14 protein-coding genes and 1 pseudogene are annotated in these 22,007 nt (G+C 63.4%); 10 read left to right on the top strand and 5 right to left on the bottom strand.

Going from position 1 to position 22,007, the window contains the following annotated elements:
• Positions 1-203 precede the first annotated feature (203 nt).
• The 3 genes and pseudogenes from CAF63_RS17155 to CAF63_RS29295 all read left to right on the top strand — a co-directional run bounded on the left by CAF63_RS17155 (position 204) and on the right by CAF63_RS29295 (position 3,411).
• On the top strand, positions 204-1,520 hold the full coding sequence (locus CAF63_RS17155) for a Na+/H+ antiporter family protein (RefSeq protein ID WP_085686667.1): 1,317 nt from the start codon (positions 204-206) through the stop codon (positions 1,518-1,520).
• Between the two features lie 208 nt (positions 1,521-1,728).
• Positions 1,729-2,505 (top strand): annotated as a pseudogene (locus tag CAF63_RS29300) (cache domain-containing protein); the annotation flags it as partial.
• Between the two features lie 84 nt (positions 2,506-2,589).
• Positions 2,590-3,411 carry a methyl-accepting chemotaxis protein gene (locus tag CAF63_RS29295; RefSeq protein WP_371807413.1) on the top strand — a complete coding sequence of 274 codons (822 nt, stop codon included), beginning with the start codon at positions 2,590-2,592 and terminating at the stop codon, positions 3,409-3,411.
• Between the two features lie 125 nt (positions 3,412-3,536).
• On the opposite strand, the gene CAF63_RS17145 is transcribed toward CAF63_RS29295, so the two are convergent.
• Positions 3,537-4,472, bottom strand: coding sequence for a LysR family transcriptional regulator (locus CAF63_RS17145; protein WP_085686663.1), 936 nt, complete (start codon positions 4,470-4,472; stop codon positions 3,537-3,539).
• Between the two features lie 111 nt (positions 4,473-4,583).
• On the opposite strand from CAF63_RS17145, the gene CAF63_RS17140 reads away from it, so the two are divergent.
• The 3 genes from CAF63_RS17140 to CAF63_RS17130 all read left to right on the top strand — a co-directional run bounded on the left by CAF63_RS17140 (position 4,584) and on the right by CAF63_RS17130 (position 6,185).
• Complete coding sequence (locus CAF63_RS17140) at positions 4,584-5,072, top strand: DMT family transporter (RefSeq protein WP_085686661.1); 489 nt, start codon at positions 4,584-4,586, stop codon at positions 5,070-5,072.
• 3 nt (positions 5,073-5,075) lie between these two features.
• Positions 5,076-5,531 carry a DMT family transporter gene (locus CAF63_RS17135; protein WP_085686889.1) on the top strand — a complete coding sequence of 152 codons (456 nt, stop codon included), beginning with the start codon at positions 5,076-5,078 and terminating at the stop codon, positions 5,529-5,531.
• Between the two features lie 486 nt (positions 5,532-6,017).
• Complete coding sequence (locus tag CAF63_RS17130) at positions 6,018-6,185, top strand: metallothionein (RefSeq protein WP_085686659.1); 168 nt, start codon at positions 6,018-6,020, stop codon at positions 6,183-6,185.
• A 23-nt stretch (positions 6,186-6,208) separates the two neighbouring features.
• Here the strand turns inward: CAF63_RS17130 and CAF63_RS17125 are convergent, their stop codons facing one another.
• Both CAF63_RS17125 and CAF63_RS17120 read right to left on the bottom strand, forming a co-directional pair.
• Positions 6,209-6,481: a hypothetical protein gene (locus tag CAF63_RS17125; protein ID WP_085686887.1), complete on the bottom strand. Its 273-nt coding sequence runs from the start codon at positions 6,479-6,481 to the stop codon at positions 6,209-6,211.
• A gap of 38 nt (positions 6,482-6,519) precedes the next feature.
• On the bottom strand, positions 6,520-6,747 hold the full coding sequence (locus CAF63_RS17120; protein ID WP_085686657.1) for a DUF6555 family protein: 228 nt from the start codon (positions 6,745-6,747) through the stop codon (positions 6,520-6,522).
• 138 nt (positions 6,748-6,885) lie between these two features.
• Between CAF63_RS17120 and CAF63_RS17115 the strand changes: the two genes are divergently transcribed.
• From CAF63_RS17115 to CAF63_RS17105, 3 genes are all read left to right on the top strand, one after another.
• On the top strand, positions 6,886-7,668 hold the full coding sequence (locus CAF63_RS17115) for a helix-turn-helix domain-containing protein (RefSeq protein ID WP_085686655.1): 783 nt from the start codon (positions 6,886-6,888) through the stop codon (positions 7,666-7,668).
• 247 nt (positions 7,669-7,915) lie between these two features.
• A complete protein-coding gene (locus CAF63_RS17110; protein WP_007958996.1) occupies positions 7,916-8,089 on the top strand; it encodes a DUF1427 family protein in 174 nt (57 codons plus the stop codon).
• Positions 8,090-8,120: 31 nt separating this feature from the next.
• Positions 8,121-9,077 (top strand): zinc-binding alcohol dehydrogenase family protein, encoded by a 957-nt coding sequence (locus tag CAF63_RS17105; protein ID WP_085686653.1) that lies wholly within the window; start codon positions 8,121-8,123, stop codon positions 9,075-9,077.
• 70 nt (positions 9,078-9,147) lie between these two features.
• Here CAF63_RS17105 and CAF63_RS17100 read toward each other — a convergent pair whose 3' ends face one another.
• On the bottom strand, positions 9,148-10,170 hold the full coding sequence (locus tag CAF63_RS17100; RefSeq protein WP_085686651.1) for a purine nucleoside permease: 1,023 nt from the start codon (positions 10,168-10,170) through the stop codon (positions 9,148-9,150).
• 14 nt (positions 10,171-10,184) lie between these two features.
• Positions 10,185-11,144 (bottom strand): nucleoside-specific channel-forming protein Tsx, encoded by a 960-nt coding sequence (locus CAF63_RS17095; RefSeq protein ID WP_085686649.1) that lies wholly within the window; start codon positions 11,142-11,144, stop codon positions 10,185-10,187.
• Positions 11,145-11,459: 315 nt separating this feature from the next.
• Between CAF63_RS17095 and CAF63_RS17090 the strand changes: the two genes are divergently transcribed.
• Entirely contained in the window at positions 11,460-21,986 is a 10,527-nt protein-coding gene (locus CAF63_RS17090; protein ID WP_085686647.1) for an autotransporter-associated beta strand repeat-containing protein, read from the top strand.
• Positions 21,987-22,007: the final 21 nt, after the last annotated feature.

The following is a 22,007-nucleotide window of genomic DNA, read 5'->3' as shown; positions in this document are numbered from 1 at the left end:
ATGCCCTGTTCAGCGGATTGATCATGGAAAGTTACACAGTGTTGCGACCAGTCGCTTTGACACTGCGCCCGCGCTGCGGCACAGTGCGCGCCCTTCTAATAAGACCCTCTATGCAAATCCGCTGGCGACCCTCGTGGCTTGTCGGCCGGACTCATCCTGTCTGGCGGTGAATGGCTTTACCGTCGTGTTTTCGAGGTAGTGAAATGAATGCAGTGATTGCTGCGGTCGGCGTCATGCTGATCCTCAGCCTGTCCCGGGTGCATGTGGTGATCGCATTGATCGTCGGTGCGCTGGTCGGTGGCCTGACCGGTGGTCTGGGCATCGACGCCACGCTCAAGGCTTTCAACAGTGGCTTGGGTGGCGGGGCGACGGTGGCGTTGTCCTACGCGTTGCTCGGCGCTTTCGCCGTGGCGATTGCCAAGTCTGGCCTGGCCCACGCGCTGGCCGACAAGGCTTTGGCGATGGTCAACCGCCAGCATTCGACCGGTGGCGGCAGCGTCAAATGGCTGCTGATCGGCCTGCTGTGGGTGGTGGCGATCGCTTCGCAGAACATCCTGCCGATCCACATCGCGTTCATCCCGTTGCTGGTACCGCCGCTTTTATATGTACTGACCAAGCTGCAACTGGACCGCCGGTTGATCGCCTGCGTCATGACCTTCGGCCTGATCACGCCGTACATGTTCCTGCCGGTGGGCTTCGGCAACATTTTCCTCAACGAGATCCTGCTGGCCAACGTTGCCCGCAGTGGCGTGGACATCAGCGGGATCAACGTCACCCATGCCATGGGCATTCCGGCGCTGGGCATGCTGGTGGGGCTGGGCATCGCCTTTATCAGTTATCGCAAGAAGCGCGTCTACGACCTGGGGAAAATCGAGCAGGTCGAGCAGGTGGCGGTGCAGTACAACCCGCGAAGCCTGTTGATCGCCGGTGTCGCCATTGCCGCAGCCTTCATTATTCAGTTGCTGCTGGATTCGATGATTATCGGGGCGCTGGCCGGTTTCCTGATCTTCTCGGCGTCGGGCATCGTCAAATGGCGCGAGACGGATGACTTGTTCACCGAAGGCATGAAAATGATGGCGATGATCGGCTTCATCATGATCGCCGCTTCCGGATTCGCCGAAGTGATGAAGGCCACCGGTGAGGTGCAGACCCTGGTCGAATCGTCGGCATCGTGGATCAATCACAGCAAGGGCATCGGTGCTTTGCTGATGCTGCTGGTCGGGCTGCTGGTGACCATGGGCATCGGCTCGTCGTTTTCCACGGTGCCGATTCTGGCGGCGATTTTCGTGCCGCTGTGCGTGCAACTGGGCTTCAGCCCGATGGCGATTGTCTGCATCGTCGGCACGGCCGGTGCCCTGGGCGACGCCGGTTCTCCCGCCTCGGACTCGACCCTCGGCCCGACCTCCGGTCTGAACATCGACGGCCAGCATCACCACATCTGGGACACCGTGGTTCCGACCTTCCTGCACTACAACCTGCCGCTGCTGGCGTTTGGCTGGGTGGCTGCGATGGTCCTCTGACGTGATCGTTCCCATGCTCTGCGTGGGAACGCCTCTTGTGACGCTCTGCGTCACGCTTCGGGACGCGGAGCGTCCCGGGCTGCATTCCCACGCAGAGCGTGGGAACGATCGGCGTCGAGGTGTCGATCTCAAGCCGCAGCTCAACTTTTGGTTTCGCGTGCCGTTAAAGCCTTTAACCACGCCAATAAAACCAAAAGAGTGAGCCCCCATGCGCCTGAGTCTCAAGGCTAAAGTCCTGTCCCTTGCCGTCCTTCCGGTCTTGCTCTTTGCGCTGGTGATCAGCCTGACCACGTTGTTCATCCTTCAGGAACAGGCGCGCAAGGAAGTCGAACAGACCCGCGAACGCCTGCTCGGCGACGCCAAGGCCACCCTGGCCAGTTATGTCGCCGTGGCCATGACCACCATCAAACCGTTGTACGACGCTGCCGCCCCCGGTGACGCCGAGGCGCGGGCGCAGGTGATCAAGCTGCTGTCGAGCATCAAGTACGGCAAGGACGGCTACTTCTTTGGCTACGACTCCGAGACCGTGCGCCTGTTCAAGGCCAACGACCCGGAAGGCGTGGGCAAAAGCTTCAAGGACAACCGCGACCCGAACGGCGTCTACGTCAACCGCGATCTGGTGAAGGTCGCGAAAGACGGCACCCACTACCTGCAATACAGCTCGCCGTTGCCGGGCAACGCGCAAGTGCTGGTGCCGAAACTCGGTTACACCGAATACCTGGCGAAGTGGGACATGGCAGTCGGTACGTCGGTCAACCTCGATGGCATCGAAGCGCAAGTGGCGGTGGTCGAGGCCAAGGTGCAGGAACGCATGCAGGGCGTGGTGCTGAGCATCGTCGGCGTGGCAGTGGTGGTGCTGCTGGTGATCGCGGCAGCGGGGATGCTGCTGGCCAACACCATTCTGCGACCGCTGACCCTGATGAAAGCCAACCTCGATGACATCGCGGCGGGTGAGGGCGACCTGACCCGGCGCCTGACCATCACCAGCCAGGACGAACTCGGCGAACTGGCCGGCTCGTTCAACCGTTTCGTCGACAAGATCCACGGTCTGGTGCGGCAGATCACCGAGATGACCTCGCAACTGACCGGTCTGGTGACCCAGGTGTCGGATCAGGCCCAGCGCTCCGATCAGGCCATGGAACGTCAGCGTCACGAAACCGATCAGGTCGCCACGGCGATCAACGAAATGTCCGCCGCCGCCCAGGAAGTCGCCAAGAGCGCGCAGAACGCTGCCGTTGCCGCGCAGCAAACCGACGAAGAAGGCCAGACCGCCAAGCGCGTGGTGGCCGGCAGCATCAAACAGATTCATGCGCTGGTGGACGACATCCGCAGCAGCGGCGTGTCCCTCGACAGCCTGCAGCAGGACGTGTCATCGATTGTCGGCGTGCTCGGGGTGATCCGTTCGATTGCCGAACAGACCAACCTGTTGGCGCTCAACGCTGCAATTGAAGCGGCACGGGCGGGCGAGGCCGGGCGCGGATTTGCGGTGGTGGCGGATGAAGTGCGGGCGCTGGCTTCGCGCACGCAGATCAGCACTCAGGAAATTCAGGGGATGATCGACCGCTTGCAGGCGGGGACGCAGTCGGCGGTTGAAGCGATGCGCCGTTCCAGCGAGGCGGGTGACGGCACGTCGGCCCAGGCCAATCAGGCGGGGGCTTCGCTGGATGCGATGGCGGATCTGATTGCGACCATCAACTCGATGAACGCACAGATTGCCAGCGCTGCCGAGGAGCAGACCGCTGTGGCGGAAGAGATCAACCGCAGCGTGCACCAGATTGCGGTGGCGGTGGATAACGTGGCGGATGAGACACAGTTGGGGGCGCAGACGTCGCGCAGTCTGGCCGAACTTGGCCAGCGACTGGGCAAACTGGTGGGCCAGTTCCGTATTTAAAGGTTGCTGCAAAAACGTTGTGGGAGCGGGCTTGCTCGCGAATGCGCTGTGTCAGATACAGAATGGCTGACTGACACGACGCCTTCGCGAGCAAGCCCGCTCCCACATTGGGTTTTGTGTAAGGCTCATGCTCTGTCCCAGTAGGGCACTTCGCCGAAGCATTCCATGAAGAAATCAATCACCGTCCGCACCTTCACCGACAATCGCCGGCTCCCCGGCCACAGCACCGCAATCTGCTGCGGTTCGACACTGTTCGACACCTGATAATCCCCCAACACCGGCACCAGCGTGCCCTCACGCACGGCCTCGCCGATCAGCCATGACGGAAACATCACCAGCCCCAGCCCTTGCACTGCGGCCTGGGTCAGGGTGTCCGCATGGTTGCCGGTAATCGGGCCCTTGACTGCATACGGTGTCCACTCGCCCTGACCCTGACGGAAGAACCAGCGCTGCTGACCGGTCGCGCCCTTGTAGGCCAGGCACTGATGGCGCGCGAGGTCGTCGGGATGATGTGGCGTACCGAAGCGCTTGAGATACGCCGGGCTGGCCGCGACCTGAAAACGGTGCGGCGCCAGAATCCGCGCCTGCATGCTCGAGTCGTGCAGCGGGCCGATGCGGAACAGCAGGTCGGCGCCTTCCTGCAACGGATCGATGTAGTGGTCGGTCTGCTGGATGTCCAGTTGCAGCTTCGGATAGCGCTCGCACAAACGGCCCAGCCACGGCGTCAGATGGCGCTGGCCAAATACCACTGGGGCGTTGATCCGCACCAGCCCGGTCGGTTCGCTTTGCTGTTCCTGCAAGGCCTGTTCGGCTTCTTCCAGTTGCACCAGCACCAGCCGCGCGTGGTGGCCGAGCATGCGCCCGGCCTCGGTCGGCGTGACCGCGCGGGTGTGGCGGTAGAGCAATTGCTGGTTCAGCGCCTGTTCCATCAACTGGATCTGCCGGGAAATAGAGGAGGGCGCCACGCCCTCACGGCGGGCGACTTCGGAAAAACTGCCGTGATCGAGCACCGCCACAAACAGCCTTAGCGCCTTGAATCCCAGTTCGTTGAGCCCGTGCATCCTGTGTCCTGCTGTGCGAGTCGCGCAAAAGTGTTGTCCGGATGCTCCCATTTATCGCACAGCTGCGCCAGCCGATAATCCGCGCCATCGTTTCCTTCAGAGGTTTTTCAGATGCAGTCGTTTGATGAAGTGAGTGCCGCGCCGGCCCAGGTCGCCCGGCCCGGTTTGCGTTTGTTGCTGTTGCCGCTGGTGATTCTGGCCGGCATGGGGTTGTCGGTGGAGGCCGGGTTGCTCGGGCCGTTGGGAGAACAGGTCGGGCATCTGTGGGCGACCTTGAGCATCTTCGGGGTCGGGTCGGCCATTCTGTTTTTGCTGTTGCTGTTTGCGGGGCCACAGAAGGGGCCGGCGCTGACGGATCTGCCGCGCTGGCAGTTGATCGGCGGGTTTCTGGGGCCGATGTATGTGGTGGTGTTGACGCTGGCGACGCCGCATATCGGGATTGCGATGACGATGATTGCGATTTTGTCGGGGCAGGTTGGCAAGAGTGTGTTGATTGACCATTTCGGGTGGTTTGGGGCTACGCGCAAGAAGGTCAATGCTGAGCGGTGGCTGGCGTTGGGGTTGATTGTGGCGGCTTTGGTTTTGATTGCGCGGGGGTGAGTGATGAGTCTGGTTATTTTGTTGGCGGTGGTGGTGTTGGCCGGTGCGGTATTGAGTGTGCAGGCGGCGATCAATGGGCGGTTGGGGGAGACCGTTGGGGTTCTGCGCAGCAGTTTGTTGACGTTTGTCGTCGGCGCTGTTTCTACGGGGTTGTTGATTTTGTTTTTTGAGCCTGCTCAGGCAGTGAGTTTGCTGGAGGTGCCGAAGTGGCAGCTTAGCGGTGCCTTGTTCGGCGTGGTTTATATGATGGTGATGGTGGGGGCGGTGCCTCGGGTGGGGACGGCTGTGGCGACGGTGGCGGTGATTGTCGGGCAGTTGGGGATGGGGATGTTGATTGATAATTTTGGGTGGTTGGGGAATCCCGCTATTGAGTTGTCTTCGAGTCGGGTTTTGGCGATGGTTTGTCTCGGGTTGGCGCTGGTTTTCATGTATCGCAGTAGCGTGCGTCAGGCTGATTGAACGTGGCGGCCTTTGGGCCGACCAGGTTCTTGTTCGTTTTGCGTGTATATCCGTTTCTTCGGGGGGGGCGGCTGGCGGTTTCGCCCTTACGGCGAGTCACCTTTTCCAAACGCCGAAAAGGTAACCCAAAAGGCTTTACCCTGACGTACGGCCCTCGCTGTGGCTCGGGTTCCTTCGCTCCGGGATTTATCCGGGGGCATCGCCTACGGTTTGCTTCGCTGCACCTCCTCTCGATGCATGCGGCTTCGCCGCACGGTCGCTGCGCTCCCACCCCCGGATAAATCCCTCCACTCAGCCTGCCGATGGGGCCGGCACGTCAAAAGCGGTACTCGAGCTAACGCTCATCGTGGTGAGTGGTGGGGGGATGGTTGAAGGGTGAGTGGTGAGTTTTGAGTGGTTTGGTTGTTGGGTGCTTTTCACCTTCTACACTGGTAGCACGGCTTGTTCCTTCAGCCTCAGACAACCACCACCAAAGGAGTCTGTTCCATGGCCGATAGAAAATGCGATTGCCCGGGATGTAGCTGCAAGATCAAGGAAGGTGAGCATTCCTATGTGGCGCACGGCAAGCACTATTGCTGTGAGGCCTGCGCTCATCACCACAAGGGCGGTGAGGAGTGCTCCGGCAAGGGTTGCCATTGCGCGCACCCGAAATAACGCACTGCATGGAAAAGTGGAGCCTAGTCGGGCTCCACTTCCAGTTTCAGGCTGTCGTCGTCCAGGCGTTCGGTGTGGCGGACGATGCCTTGCAGGCGGCGGCCTTCGACGTTGACGACGATGGTCTTGGCCTTTTCAAGGTCTTCCGGCAAGGGGGGCGGAACGCGCAGGGCGAAGCGGTAGGGGTCGTTTTCGACGGGTTCCAGGCCAACCGGGCAGTCGACGCTTTTGGTGAGGCGGCCGAAGAGGGTGTCCAGGCCGTAGTCCAGGTGTGCCGGGCTGTTGATGATTGTCATGTTGTTCCCCCCGAAATAGTCCCCGCCTGCGCGCAAGCTTAGCTTGCCGGTCGCCATGTGACGTTTTCCACGCCGAATTTTTCTGCCATCGGCTTGCTGGTCTTTTGCACTTTCTCTCGGCCGAAACGCGGGATGCGGCCGACCCCTGCGTCGCAGCTTGCCCAGTGCCACGCCTCGGTGTTGTCCATTTTGTCCGAGCGGATAATGAACGACTTTGGCGCGCCGTGAAGGGTGTAATCGATGACAAACAGTTTTGCGTTGTTCATAAAGCCCGTCTTCCTCCCTGTGGTAATTACAAGGATCGCTGGGCACCGGGAAAATTCACTCGGATTGTCCGACGGTATCTACCAATGGCGAGGGACGGGGCGCACTGGTTACCATGGCGTTACCATCAAACCCGATGAATGTTCGCCATGGCCCTCGCTGCGCCCCCTGATCTGAGTGATACCGATGTGCCGGTGCAACCGCTGGCGCGGACGTATCCGCGCGGGTTGTTCATCGAGCCGCACGAGCATGTCTGGGGGCAGTTGCTGTATGCGATGAGCGGGGTGATGTGGGTCGAGACGCCGCATGAGGCGCTGGTGGTGCCGCCGCAGCGGGCGGTGTGGTTGCCGCCGGGGGTTCCGCACGGGATTCGGGTGGTGTCGGATTTGCAGATGCGCAATATCTACCTGCGCCCGGCGCTGGCGGCGACGCTGGATCAGACGGTGCAGGTGATCGAGGTCGGCGGGCTGCTGCGCGAGTTGATTGTCGGGCTGGTGGCGCAGGGCGACAGCGGTGATGCCGAGTACTACGAGGCGCTGGTCGGGCTGGCGCTGCTGGAGCTGAAACGCGCAAGGCGTTCACAGCTGAAGATCCCGTTGCCGGACGATGCCGACCGGCGGCTGATGAGTCTGTGCCAGGCGGTGATGGCCGCGCCGTCGCTGGATATTCCTTTCGAGCAGCACGCCGAAAACGCCGGGGCCAGCGTGCGCACCCTGGCGCGATTATTCAAGGAAGGGCTGGGCATGGGCTTCGCCGAGTGGCGGCGTCAGGTGCAGTTGGCGACGGCGGTGGCGGAGTTGATCCAGGGCGTGCCGGTCAGCGCGATTGCCCGTGAGCTGGGTTATTCGCCGAGCAGTTTCAGCGACATGTTCCGCCGGGAGCTGGGTGTCGCGCCTTCGCAGTTCACTACGACCGGTCCCTGACACCACAAAACCGGATACAGCGCCGAACCCTGTGGGAGCGGGCTTGTCCGCGAAGGCGTCGTGTCAGTCGATACACTTTCAGCTGATATACCCGCTATCGCTGGCAAGTCGAATCGTCGCACCGCAACTCCCAAAGGGGACGCGGTGACTTCCGCAGGTTTGGCCGAAATTCAGAAGTCCTTGGCCGATGCCTGCCGCAGCCTTTCCCTAGACTTTGCCCATTCCCTTTGTGTGGCGGAGTGATCCCATGAATTACCTGATTTCACTCGGCGTCGGTCTGGGTGTCGGCCTGCTGTATGGCGCGCTGGATGTCCGTTCACCGGCGCCGCCGACCATCGCGCTGGTGGGCCTGCTGGGCATGCTGGCGGGCGAGCAGTTGTGGCCGATGGGTCGGCAACTGGTCAGTGGCTGGCTGTCCTGAATCCTGTCTTTTTCCTTCGGTGGAGATTTCCATGAAAGCACTGCAATTCGATAAAACCGGCGACCTGTCGTCCCTGCGCTTCGTCGAGGTGCCGACGCCGGTGCCGGGCGCTGACGAGGTGCTGGTACAGATCAAGGCCGCGGGCCTCAATCCCAGCGACGTGAAGAACGTGCTCGGGCGCTTCCCGTACACCACGCTCCCGCGTATTCCCGGTCGGGACTTTGCAGGTGTGGTGGTCGAAGGGCCGCAGGCGTTGATCGGTCAGGAGGTCTGGGGCACCGGGCGTGAGCTGGGTTTCTTCGCCGATGGCTCCCACGCGCAGTACGTCAAACTGCCGGCCAATGGCGTGGCGCACAAGCCTTCGCATTTGAGCTTCACCCAGGCTGCCAGCCTCGGCGTGCCTTACACCACGGCGTGGGATGCACTGGAGCGCAGTCTGGTCAGTGCCGAAACCCGTTTGCTGGTGATTGGCGGCGGGGCGGTGGCAACGGCGGCGCTGGCGTTGGCCAAGGTGCGCGGCGCGCAGTTGCTGGCGGCGGCGCGGCGGCCGGAGCAGGTCAAGGATTTGCAGGCGCAGGGTTATCAGACGATTCAGCTGGATAAACCCGAGGATCTGAGCGCGCAGGTCAACGCCGTGTACCGCGGCGGCGCCGATGTGATCTTCGACACCACCGGATTCTGGCTGCCGGCCTCAGTCGCGGCATTGGCGCCCTTCGGGCGGATCGCGATCATCGCTGCGCCGGTGGACGGGCATGTGCAGTTGCCGGCGCTGGCGCTGTATCGCAAGGGCGGTTCGGTGGTCGGCATCAACTCGTTGCTGTATGGCGTTGAAGCCTGCGCAGCGATGCTCGAGCAGTTCGGCCGGTTCTTCGACGAAGACCTGCTGCCACTGCCGCAAGGGTTGGTGGAAGCGCCGCTGGCCGAAGGGCTGGCGCGCTATGCCGATGTGAATCAGGGCAGTGGTGACAAAGTGATTCTTATCCCCTGATCGTCGCTGTTATTCATGTCATCACAAAGCCCTGTGGGAGCGCGTTCGCACCCACAGGGCTTTGTGGGTTTCAGGACTGCGGGACGCCGTTCTCCCACGCCGACCAGTTTTTCAGGATGTCCTGCACCAGCGGATTACCCGTGCGATAGAGGTTTTCCAGGGCCGGCACAAATCCGCCCTGATCGGCGTACTTGAGCAGGTTGTCCACTTCGCTGCCGCCCGGCGCCGGACGGTCGAAGTCAGAGCCGGCGCGCACCACGGCGAGGCGCTGCACGTCCACCAGGCCCTCGCGACTGGCACGCAGCAAGGCTTCGTAGGTGGAGTTGTCTTCTTGTTGGGTGGTGCAGTATTCGCCCTGGTTGTCGGTCAGCAGTTTGGTCCAGACCTCGGCGCGTTCGCTCAGGCGTGTGCCGGAGAACCAGGTGTTGCCCGCCAGCGTGTCGCAACGGGTGACCACCGGCGGCTGATTGGCCGGTGCTGCCGGGTATTTCAGGCGCCACGCGGCTGATTCCTTGCTCTCGCTCAGCTCGACCTTGTGGCTGAGGGCGAAGGCCTTGGCCTGCAGTTTCGGGTTGAGCTCGAAAACTTCGGTCTTGTAGTCCAGCGGCGGTTTTTCGTTCGGGCCTTTGGTGTTGATGCCGAGGTAACCGGTCGGCCAGCTCGAGGGTGCATCGCGCGAGTCCAGTTCCCACTGGGTGCCGAATTCGACCAGATAATGCGCCCACGCAGCGGTACCGATGGTCCCGTGTTTCGGGCTGATGCCGGCAATTCCGGCAATCAGGAAGTAGCTTTTGCGCAGGTCGAATTTCGGCGACAGCGCCAGTGCCAGGGTTGAGGCGGCGGCGTTGGTCTGACCCATGCCAGTCGTCATCAGGCACACCTGCTGTGTGTTGCAGCGAATGGTCGGGTACTCGGCCGACAGGCCCGGTACGCGGATTTCCTGCTTGAGTTCGAGGCGATCGATCCAGTGCTGTGCCTCCGGAGCGAACATGGTGATCAGCACCACTTTCGGTTGAATCGGTGCCTCGGTCGCCCACGCGTGGGACGAGAGCAGGGTGGCAGCGGCCAGTGATACACGCGTCATTGCTTTCATGTTTGCTCCTTGATTCAGAACTGATAACCGATGCCGGCGTAATAACCCCAGCCATTGGAACGTGCGCGGAAGTTGCCGTCGCCGAAGTTCAGCTCGCTGCCGTCCTCCCAGTTGCCGCCGTTGTGGAAGTAACGGCCGACCAAGGTGAAGCGCAAGTGGGTGAATGAGTACAGCAACACGTTGGTCGCCACCGTGGCATTGGCGGTGCGCGCCGGGTTGTCCTTGTGCAGGTCCGAGCCGAAATCGAAGTTGGTAAAGCCGATGTAGGTCAGCGACGCACCGTTGCTGAATTGGTCGATGGGCACGATGTATTTGAGCTGCGCGCGGTAGCCGTCCCACGAGTATTCATTGCTGGCGCCGTAGTTTTCCCACTGGTAGCGCCCGTACAGGTTGGCCGACAGATTGACCCGCGAATGGGTGTCGATGTCGGTGCCGAAACCGCTGTACAGCGTGTTGGCGCGATTCTCTTTGCGGCTGCCGTGATCGTAGATCCAGTCAAACGCCACGTACCATTCCTTGAACGGGCCGATGGCCAGGCTGCGGCCGGCGAGGTAATCGATGGAGATGCGCGGTTCGTGCTCCATGAACACTGGCGAGCCGTGGTCCCACACACCTTTGTCGTGGCTGTTGCCGATGTTGAAGATCTTCGGGATGTCGATGTAGCCGTACAGCTCGAACGGGCCCTTGCGCCCGAAATACTCGTATTCCAGGTAGATGTCGTCGGCCGGTTGCGGGCCGAAGCTGATGTCCTTGCTGCCGATCAGGGTCAGGTCCTGGTTGTACCAGTCCGACAGGTATTCGCCTTTTTTCGGTGGGCTGACTTCGGGGCTGAGGGCTTCGCCCTGGGCGGATTCTTCGGGCAAGGCAGGTTGTGCCAGTGCTGTCTGGCTGAGAACTCCGGTAACGCCGGCCAGTAGCAGGGAAACAGCAAAGGTACGCATACCGCGACGGCGGTGGCTGGAAGAAACGTGCATTCAAAGTCCTTTTTGTGGATCGGCCCCGTAACGGCGGGGTGGTGCGATTGTGGAGGCAAAGTGTCGGGATTGACGCTTCGCAAACGTTTGCACAAGTCATACCAGTTTTGCGCGCGCACCTGATGGATCCTTATTCCTGAAGGCTCTATCACAAAAGTATTAATGCCATTTAACCAATGTTTCATTGCAGGGCATCAACTAGCGTCTGTGGGGAATGTGACGGTTGTGAAGACCGTTGCGCTCTTGATGCGCGTGTTCGATTTGCCTGCCGTTGCGCGCTTTCAAGGATGAAATTGACCACGAAAGGAGTAGCCCGTGGAAGCAAGGTTTGGTGTCGCCCTCGTTTCGCGTTTTTCCCCACTTTCCCTTGCTGTGCATCTGAGCGTTGCCGGATTTCTGTTCGGCGGCGCCAGTGCACCGGCGCTTGCAACCTGTTCCACTGCCGGATCCACGGTGACCTGCACCGGGGTGCCGAGTCTGCCGCTGTTTCTCAATGACTTCAGCAGTGCAAGCAACGGCCTGACAGTCAACGTCAACTCGGGCGCGCAGATGAACGCGACGCTCGGCGGCAAGGTGCTCAACCTGACGGGCGTCAACATCAGCCTGAACAACTCCGGCACCATCGACCCTGCATTGCTGGGCCTGGTTTCCGTGCTCAGCGGCGGCGCGTTCATCGGAACGGGCGCCTCCAGCACGGTCAGCGTGCTCAACAACGCCAGCGGCCTCATTCGTGGCACCGGCATGTTGCTCGGCCTCAACCTGACCAGCATCGATGGCCTGGGGATAGGGGTCAACAATGCGGCGGCCGGCACCACCACCATCACCAACAACGGGACGATCACCTCGACCGGTCTGTCGGTGGGCGGGATCACCCTGGCCGATACGCCGGTGGTGGGTGTGTATGGCGGTTCACAAGTCGTCATGAACAACAGCAGCACCGGCACGATCAACGGCCGGGTGGCCTTCGAGACATCGGCGGCGGGCAATACCTTCACCAACGCCGGTAACATCACCGGCAGCGTGTCGATGGGCGCGGGCAGCACCAACACGTTCTACGCGATCACCGGTTCGAGCGTAAACGTCGGTGACGGCGTGCAAGTCACCGTCGGCCTCGGCGGCCTGATCGGCATCAACCTGACCTTCGCCCCGACCGGCACGATCGATGGCGGTGCAGGTGGCACCAATACCCTGATTCTGCAAAACCCCATCGGTGTCGGCGGCGGCACCACCGGTTCAGGCACGGCGTCCAGCGCCACCTATGTCAACTTCAACAACCTGACCCTCAACAGCGGCACCTGGACCCTGCAGGGACCGTTGGTCAGCGGGGCGACGACCCTCAATGGCGGTGTCGCGCTGTTCAATGACAATGGTGCGTTCGGTAGCGGTGTATTGACGTCCAATGGCGGCATCCTGCAGGCCAGCAATGCCGGACTGAACATCAGCAACCTGATCTCGCTGGGTGCCGGCGGCCTGACGGTGCAGGGGACCAACGCCACAACGCTCAGCGGCGTGCTGTCCGGCAGCGGCGGCCTGACCAAGATCGGCAGCGGCCAGCTCAACCTCAACGGGGTCAATACCTACACCGGCAGTACCGTGCTCAATGGTGGCGTGGTGCAGGTGGGGAACAATCAGGCCTTCAGTACCGGCGGCATTACCGTTGGCGGCGCGTCGAGCATTTCGGCCTCCGGCCCGATTTCGTTGAACAACGCGCTCACCCTCAACAGCACACTGACGGCGACCGGCACCGGGGCCCTGACCCTGGGCGGGCTGATCAGCGGCGCCAGCGGCCTGACCAAGACCGGCACCGGCAGCCTGACGCTCAGCGGCGCCAACACCGGTTACAGCGGCACCACGACCCTGAGTGCCGGCACCTTGCGCGTCGGCAACAACAACGCCCTGGGCACCGGGGTGCTCAACACCGCCGCCGGCACCAGCCTGGACAGCACTGCCAACGTGACGTTGGCCAACAACATCGGCATCACTGGCGCGTTGAACGTGCTCGGCGGCAATGCCCTGACTCTGTCCGGCATTCTCTCCGGCACCGGCGCGATTACCAAGAGTGGCACGGCCAGCCTGACCCTGACCGGCAACAACACCAATAGCGGCGCCACCGCGCTCAACGGCGGTACCTTGCTGGTCGGCAGCAACACCGCCCTCGGCACCGGCGCGCTGAATGCGGCGGCGGGTACCACGCTGGATGCGACCACGGCGGTGACCCTGGCCAACGCGGTGGCGCTGGCGGCGGACCTGACCATCGGCGGAACGCAGGCACTGGGCCTGAGCGGGGTCATCAGCGGTGCCGGCAACCTGATCAAGAACGGCACCGCGAACCTGACCCTCAGCGGCAATAACACGTTTTCCGGCGGTACGACGCTGAATGCCGGGACGCTGATTGTCGGTTCCAATACCGCGCTGGGCACGGGCGCACTGACCACGGCGGCGGGCACTACGCTCGATGCCAGCACCACCGTGGCGCTGGGCAACGCCGTCGCGCTCGGCGGCAATCTGAACATTGCCGGCAACGCCAACCTGACCCTGGGTGGCGTGGTCAGCGGCAACGGCGGGCTGACCAAGAATGGCGCGGCCAACCTGATTCTCAGCGGCGCCAACACCTTCCTCGGCGGCACCACGTTGAATGCCGGTACTCTGACTGTCGGCAATGCCGGCGCACTGGGCAGCGGCAGCCTGACCGTCGCCGGCGCCGCGACCCTGGACAGCAGCGCCGCCGTCAGCCTGAGCAACGACGTAGCGCTCAACGGCAATCTGAGCATCGGCGGCAGCAATGGCCTGACCTTGGGCGGTGTCATCAGCGGCGCCAGTCAATTGATCAAGAACGGCACCGCCAACCTGACCCTCAACGGCGTCAACACCTTCACCGGTGGCACGGCGCTCAACGCCGGCAGCCTGACCGTCGGCAACGCGGCGGCTCTCGGCACCGGTACGCTGACCGTGGGTGGCTCGGGCGGCTCGCTCAACAGCAGCGCCAACGTCACGCTGAACAATGCGATTGCCCTCAACGCCAACCTCACTGCCGGTGGCGCCAACCCGCTGACCCTCGGCGGCGTCATCAGTGGCGGCAGCAACCTGATCAAGACCGGCGCATCGACCCTGACCCTGACCGGCAACAACACCTACACCGGCGCTACGTCGCTGAACGCCGGGACACTGGTCGTCGGCTCCAACACCGCCCTCGGCACCGGTGTACTCAACGCTGCCAACGGCACCACACTGGACGCCAGCACTGCGACGAGCCTGGCCAACAACGTCAACCTCGGCGGCAACGTGACCCTTGGCGGCAGCAACGCGCTGACGCTGACGGGCGTGGTGGCCGGGGTCGGTGGCCTGATCAAGAACGGTACTGCCGACCTGATCCTCAACGGCGCCAACACCTATTTCGGCAATACCGCATTGAACGTCGGCAAGCTGATTGTCGGCAGCAACACGGCGCTGGGCAGCGGTGCACTGAACGCGGCGGCCGGCACTACGCTGGATACCAACACCGCCGTCACTCTGGGCAATCAGGTCAACCTTGCCGGCGCGCTGAATGTCGGCGGCAGCGCCGACCTGACCCTCACGGGCACCGTTGCCGGGGCCGGCAGTCTGGTGAAAAACGGTGCGGCCAACCTGAATCTGAACGGCACCAATACCTACATCGGCGGCACTACCTTGAACGCCGGTACCGTGACCGTCGGCAACAGCTCGGCACTGGGCACGGGGGCCTTGACCGTCGGCGGTGCCGCGACGCTCGACAGCAGTTCCTCGCTGGCCAGCCTGGCCAACGCGGTTGTCCTTAACGCAGCGCTCAGTGTCGGCGGTACCCAGAACCTGGCCCTCGGCGGTGTCGTCAGCGGCGCCGGCCAATTGATCAAGAACGGCGCGGCCAACCTGACGCTCAATGGCAGCAACACCTTTGGCGGCGGTACCACGCTCAATGCGGGCACGCTGACGCTGGGCTCGGCCGGTGCCCTGGGCAGTGGCGGCCTGACCGTCGGTGGCGCAGCAACGCTGGATAACAGCAGTGCGCTCAGCGTCGGCAACAACATCACGCTCAATGCCGACCTGACCGTGGCCGGCAACAACGGTCTGAACCTCAGCGGGGTGATCGACGGTGCGGGCAACCTGATCAAAACCGGCCTGGATGACCTGGCCCTCAGCGGCACCAACACCTTCACCGGTGCGCTGAACATCCTCTCCGGCAGCGTCAGCACCCTGACCAGCGGCGCACTCGGCAATACCTCCGGCGCCAACGTCAGCGCCGGCGCCAGCCTCAACCTCGGCAGCAACGCCAGCCTCAATGGCCTGAGCGGCAGCGGCGGCGTGCAGATCGGCGGCGGTAACACATTGACCGTGGGCGGAGTCAGCAGCACCAGCACCTTCGACGGCGATCTCAGCGGCAATGGCGGTTTGACCAAAGTCGGCACCGGCACACTGAACCTGACCGGGATCAACGGCCTCGTCGGCAACACTGCCGTCAACGGCGGCACCCTGAACCTCAGCGGTTCGCTGGCCAGTGCCCAGGTCAGCGTTAATACCGGCGCGAGCGTTACGGGCAGCGGTTCGGTTCTCGGAACCCTCAACGTCAACGATGGCGGCCACCTGGCGTTGTCTTCGGGCAATACCCTGTCTGCCGCGTCACTGGTTCTGGCTGCCAACAGCAATATCGATGCGAACCTCGCGACGCCATCGACCACGTCGCTGATGGACATCGGCGGCAACCTGACCCTCGACGGTAACCTCAACGTCACCGATGCCGGCGGTTTCGGCGTCGGTGTATACCGCCTGTTCAACTACGTTGGTGCGCTGACCGACAACGGCCTGACCGTGGCCGGTGTACCTGTGGGGTTTGGCCTGGGCGATCTGGTGGTGCAGACCTCGGTCGGTAACCAGATCAACCTGTTGGTGTCCGCGCCGAACGCCAATATTCGCTTCTGGGATGGTAGCCAGACGATCCCGAACGGTACGGTCGATGGCGGCAGCGGAGCATGGGATGCCGTCAACACCAACTGGACCAACGTCAACGGGACGCTCAACCAGACCTGGGCCGGCGACTTCGCGGTGTTCCAGGGCACGGCCGGCACGGTGTCGGTCAATGGCACGCAATTGTTCACCGGGATGCAATTCCTCACCGATGGCTACAACGTGGTCAACGGTACGTCGGGACTGCTGACCGCCGTCAACGGCAGCGGCGGCACCACGGCGATGCGGGTTGATCCGGGCGTGACCGCCACGGTCGGCGTGAACATCGACGGCAGCGGCATCCTCAACAAACTCGACGCGGGCACCCTGGTACTCAACGGCGCCAACAGCTACACCGGCGGCACGCAACTGGACGGCGGCACCCTGGTGGTCGGCAGCAACACCGCGCTGGGCAGCGGCGCGCTGATTGCCAACGCTGGCACGCAACTGGACAGCAACACCGCCGTGACCCTGGCCAACGCCGCCACGCTGAACGGCAACCTGACGATACTCGGCAGCAATGCGCTGACCCTCAACGGTGTCATTTCCGGCACCGGCGGCTTGATCAAGAACGGCTCGGCCAGCCTGACCCTCGGTGGCAACAACGCCTTCCTCGGGCCGGTGGCATTGAACGCAGGCGGACTGGTTCTGGCGTCGAACAGCGCGCTGGGCTCGGCCACCCTGAACGCCGCGAACGGCACCACCCTGGATGCCAGCGGCGCTTTCACGGCGAGTAATGCGATCAACCTGGCGGGCAACCTCGGCATCGTCGGCAGCAACGATCTGACACTCGGCGGAGCCATCAATGGCGCCGGCAGCCTGACCAAGAACGGCGCAGCCAATCTGATCCTCAGCGGTGCCAACAACTTCCTCGGTGGCATCACCCTCAATGCCGGCACCCTGACCACCGGCAGCAACGGCGCTCTCGGTCTGGGCAACCTGACCGTGGCCGGAGCCGCGGCGCTGGACAGCAACACCTCGGTGTCGCTGGGCAACAACGTGGTGCTCAACGCCAACCTGACCAACACCGGCAGCGGCGACGTAGCGCTCAGCGGCGTGGTCAGCGGAACCGGCGGATTGATCAAGAACGGCGCCTCCAACCTGACCCTCAACGGCATCAACACCTACAGCGGCGGTACCACGCTGAACGCCGGCACCGTGACCCTCGGCACCTCGGCGGGTCTGGGCTCCGGCGCGGTGACCGTGGCGGGCGCGTCGACCCTCGACACCACGGCGCCGCTGGTGCTGGCCAACAACCTCAACGTCAATGCCAACCTGAGCGTAGCCGGCAACAACAACCTGACCCTCGGTGGCGTGATCGCCGGAGTAGGCACTTTGACCAAGAACGGTCTGGCCGACCTGACGCTGACCGGCAACAACACCTTCAGCGGCACCTTCGATGTGCAGTCCGGCAGCTTGACCACCTTGGGCAATTCGGCACTGGGCAGCAACGCCGGGGTCAATCTCGGCGCTGCGGCGACCCTCAACCTCGGCGGCTCCGGCAGCCTCGCCAGCCTGACCGGCAGCGGCACCGCACTGATCGGCGGCGGCAACACGCTGAGCATCGGCGGCAACAACGCCAGTAGCATTTTCGGCGGTGTGCTCACCGGTACGGGTGAACTGAGCAAACTTGGCACCGGCACGCTGACCCTGACCGGCCTCAACAGCCTGACCGGCAACACCACGGTCAACGCCGGCACCTTGAACGTCAGCGGCTCGCTGGACAGCGCCAGTGTGCTGGTCAACAGCGGCGGCACCCTGACCGGCGGCGGTTCGCTCGGCGGGGCGGTGACCGTGGCGGATGGCGGTCACCTGGCCGGCACTACCGGCAGCACCCTGTCGGTGAATTCGCTGGTGTTCAACGCCAACTCCAACTTCGATGTCGGACTCGGCACTCCGGTGTCCGGTGGCGGCAATGCGCTGGTCAACGTCGGCGGCAACCTGACCCTCGACGGCACGCTCAACGTCAGCGACATCGGCGGTTTCGGCAGCGGTGTGTACCGGTTGATCAACTACACCGGCGGCCTGACCGACAACGGCATGCTGATCGGCACCGTACCGGGCAGCGTCACGCCGGGCGACCTGACCCTGCAAACCGCGCTGGCCAACCAGATCAACCTGCTGGTCACTGCACCGGGCGTTACCGTGCAGTTCTGGGACGGCAACCAACTCGTCGCCAACGGTTCGGTGGATGGCGGCAGCGGCACCTGGGGTACCGGCACCACCAACTGGACCGACGTCAACGGCACCACCAATCAGGCCTGGACCAACAGCTTCGCGGTGTTCCAGGGCACGGCGGGCACCGTCACGGTGAACGGCGCGCAAACCATCACCGGCATGCAGTTCGTCACTGATGGCTACAGCCTGCAGAACGGCACGGCCGGTTCGCTGAATCTGGTCAACGGATCGCTGGGTAACGCGACCGTGCGGGTCGACCCGAACGTCACCGCCACCGTGGGCGTGGCGCTCAACGGCGCCGGCACACTGGGCAAGTACGACACCGGCACCCTGGTGCTCAACGCGGCCAACGGTTACACCGGCGGCACCGCGCTCAACGGCGGCAAGATTGTGGTCGGCAATAACTCGGCCCTTGGCACCGGCGTATTGACCGCCGCCAACGGCACGGCGCTGGACAGCAATACGGCGGTCAGTCTGGCCAACGATGTGGTGCTCAATGGCGGACTCACCGTCGCCGGCTCCAACGCGTTGACCCTCGGCGGTGTGGTCAGCGGCACTGGCAGTCTGATCAAGACCGGCGCATCGAGCCTGACCCTCAACGGCAGCAACACTTACAGCGGTGGCACTCAGCTGTCTGGCGGATCGCTGATCCTGGGCAACAACAGCGCGATCAGCAGCGGCGCGCTCAGCGTGCTGGGTAATGGCACCCTCGACAGCACTTCTGCACTGCAACTGGCCAACGCCATCAACCTGGGTGCGCAGCTGACCCTGGCCGGTAACCAGAACACCACCTTGATCGGCGCGATCACCGGCAGCGGCAGTCTGGTGAAAAACGGCAGCGGTGATCTCGTCCTCAGTGGCGCCAACACCTACAGCGGCGGCACGACGCTGAACGGCGGCAGCACCCGTGGCGACACCAGCAGTCTGCAAGGCGCCATCGTCAACAACGCAGCGCTGACCTTCGAGCAGAACAGCGACGGCAGCTACACCGGCAATCTGACCGGGGCCGGTACTCTCAACAAAACCGGCACCGGTGCCTTGCTGTTGACCGGCAACAACACTTTCACCGGCAACACTTCGGTGCAGGCCGGTTCACTGAACGTCAACGGTGTACTGAACAGTGCCAACGTCAACGTTGCCAGCGGGGCGAAGATCGGCGGCAGCGGCGTGTTCGCAGGCGCCGTGCAATTGGCCAACGGTGCGACGCTGACGGGCGGCGGCACTGCAACGCCGTTGTCGGTCGGTTCGCTGGCGTTGTCGTCGGGCACCAACCTGGACTTCTCCCTGGGCTCGGCTGCGAGTTCCACCACGGTGGTCAACGTCGCCGGCAACCTGACCCTCGACGGCACGCTGAATATCAGCAACGCCGGCGGTTTCGGCACCGGGGTCTATCAACTGTTCAGCTACGGCGGCAGCCTGACCGACAACGGTCTGGTCTACGGCAGCCTGCCGGTGTCGGCGGCCAACCTGACCCTGCAGACCGCGCTGGCCAATCAGGTCAACCTGCTGGTGCAGAACACGCCGGGTGAAGTGCAGTTCTGGAACGGCGGCACCACCAACCCGGATGGCAGCATCGGGGGCGGAAGTGGCGTGTGGGGCCCGGGCACCAACTGGACCGATCCGAGCGGTACTCAGGCGCTGGCGTCGAACGGTCAGTTCGCCGTGTTCGGCGGGCAGAGCGGGACGGTCACCGTGCAAGGCAATCAGAACTTCACCGGGTTGCAGTTCCTCGCCAGCGGTTACAACCTGGTTCCAGGTGCTGGCGGTACGCTGACCCCGGTCAACGGTCCGGGCGGCAGCCTGGCACCGGTGCGGGTGAATGCCGGCGGCAGTGCGGAAATCTCCGTACCGCTGGTAGGCAGTGGCGGCATCGAGAAGCTCGATTCCGGAACTCTGGTTCTCAGCGGCGCCAACACCTACAGCGGCGGGACCACGGTCAGCGGCGGTACGCTGATCGGTAATACCACCAGCCTGCAAGGCAACATCCTCAACAACGCCTCGCTGGTGTTCCAGCAGAATGCCAATGGTCAGTTCAACGGACGCCTCAGCGGTGTCGGCGCCTTGGCCAAACGCGGTGCAGCACGCTTGCTGTTGACCGGTAATCAACCCTTCAGCGGCACCGTGGCGGTGGATCAAGGCGTGCTGCAAGTCGGTAGCCGCGCGGCGCGAGCCTCTCTCTCCGGGCAGGTCACCGTGGCCAATGGCGCAGGCCTGAGCGGGAATGGCAGCGTCGGTTCGGTGGTCAACCATGGCGTGGTGGCTTCCGGTGGCGAGGACGGCACCTTGAGTGTCGCCGGCAACCTGAGCAACGCCGCCGACGGTGTGCTGGCCCTGACCGTCAGCTCGCCGACCGCCACGCCACTGGCTGTCGGTGGTACGGCCACCCTTGGTGGCGGCTTGCAGGTCAACAGCCTCGCACCGTTCACCGGCAATACCGTGTACTCGCTGATCACCGCCGGCGGCGGGGTGACCGGCACCTTCAGCGCCGCCGATCTGCCGCAGTATGCGTTCCTCGACTCGGCGCTGGTGTACGACGCCAATGCCGTGAACCTGGTCGTCAGCCGCAACAACAACTCGTTCGTTGATGTTGCGGCCACCCGCAACCAGCGCAACGCGGCCTCGGCTTTGATGCGCAACGGTGTGGCAGGCGCAGCGTTGCAGAATGAAATCGTCAATCTCAGCGTGGCCGGTGCGCGCAATGCCTTCGACAGTCTGTCCGGGGAAATCCATGCCAGCACCGCCAGCGCCATCCTCGAGGATTCGCGCTACGTGCGGGACGCGGTCAACGATCGCATGCGCCAACCGTCGTGCAGCGCGCCGGATGATCCACGCCGCGCACTGGCCCCGAGCGACAATCAGCTGAGCAGCAACGGCTGCCACGGCGAAATGGTCGGCTGGGCCCGCGCCCTTGGCGCATGGGGCGAGTCGGACGGCGACAGCAACAGTGCGAAGCTGGATCGCAACCTGAGCGGCTTCATGCTCGGCACCGACAAGCAGATCGACGATCAATGGCGTGTGGGCATGGCCGCCGGCTATACCCGTAGCGATCTGGATGCCCATGATCGTCGCTCGGATGCCACGGTCGAGAGCTACCACCTGGCGGCGTACCTCAACTCTCAATTCGATGCCTTGGCGGTGCGCCTCGGCGCGGCGTACAGCTGGCACGACATCGAAACCAAGCGCGACGTCAGCGTCGGCGCCTACAACGACCGGTTGAAGGCCAATTACGACGCGCGCAGCGCTCAGGTGTTCGGTGAAGTCGGCTATGCCATCGAAGCGGCCGGAATTGCCCTGGAACCGTTTGCCGGCCTGGCCTACGTCAACTACGACAGCGACAAGGCCAAGGAGAAAGGCGGAGCAGGGCGCCTGCGTGCCGAGTCCGATCAGGACATCACCTTCTCGACCCTGGGCGTGCGCGCCGGCAAGGTCATCACCCTGGACAACGGCGGGCAATTCACGCCGCGTGCGGCGCTCGGCTGGCGGCATGCCTTCGGCGACACCAAGCCTGACGCCGACCTGACTTTCATCGACGGCGGCGCCTCGTTCAGCACCCAGGGCGTGCCGATTGCCAAGGACAGTGCGGTGGTCGAAGCGGGCGTGGACTTCCAGATCAGTCCGACCGGCAAACTCGGTATCGGCTATTCGGGGCAGCTGTCGAATGAGAGCAACGACCACGCGATGACCATCAGCTTCAGCCTTGGGTTCTGATTCAGGAGCGAAGCACTTCAG

Source organism: Pseudomonas sp. B20(2017) (genome assembly GCF_002113125.1).
Lineage (GTDB): Bacteria > Pseudomonadota > Gammaproteobacteria > Pseudomonadales > Pseudomonadaceae > Aquipseudomonas.
Note: the sequence above shows the minus strand (reverse complement) of the source record. Positions and strands in the feature narration are given on the sequence as shown.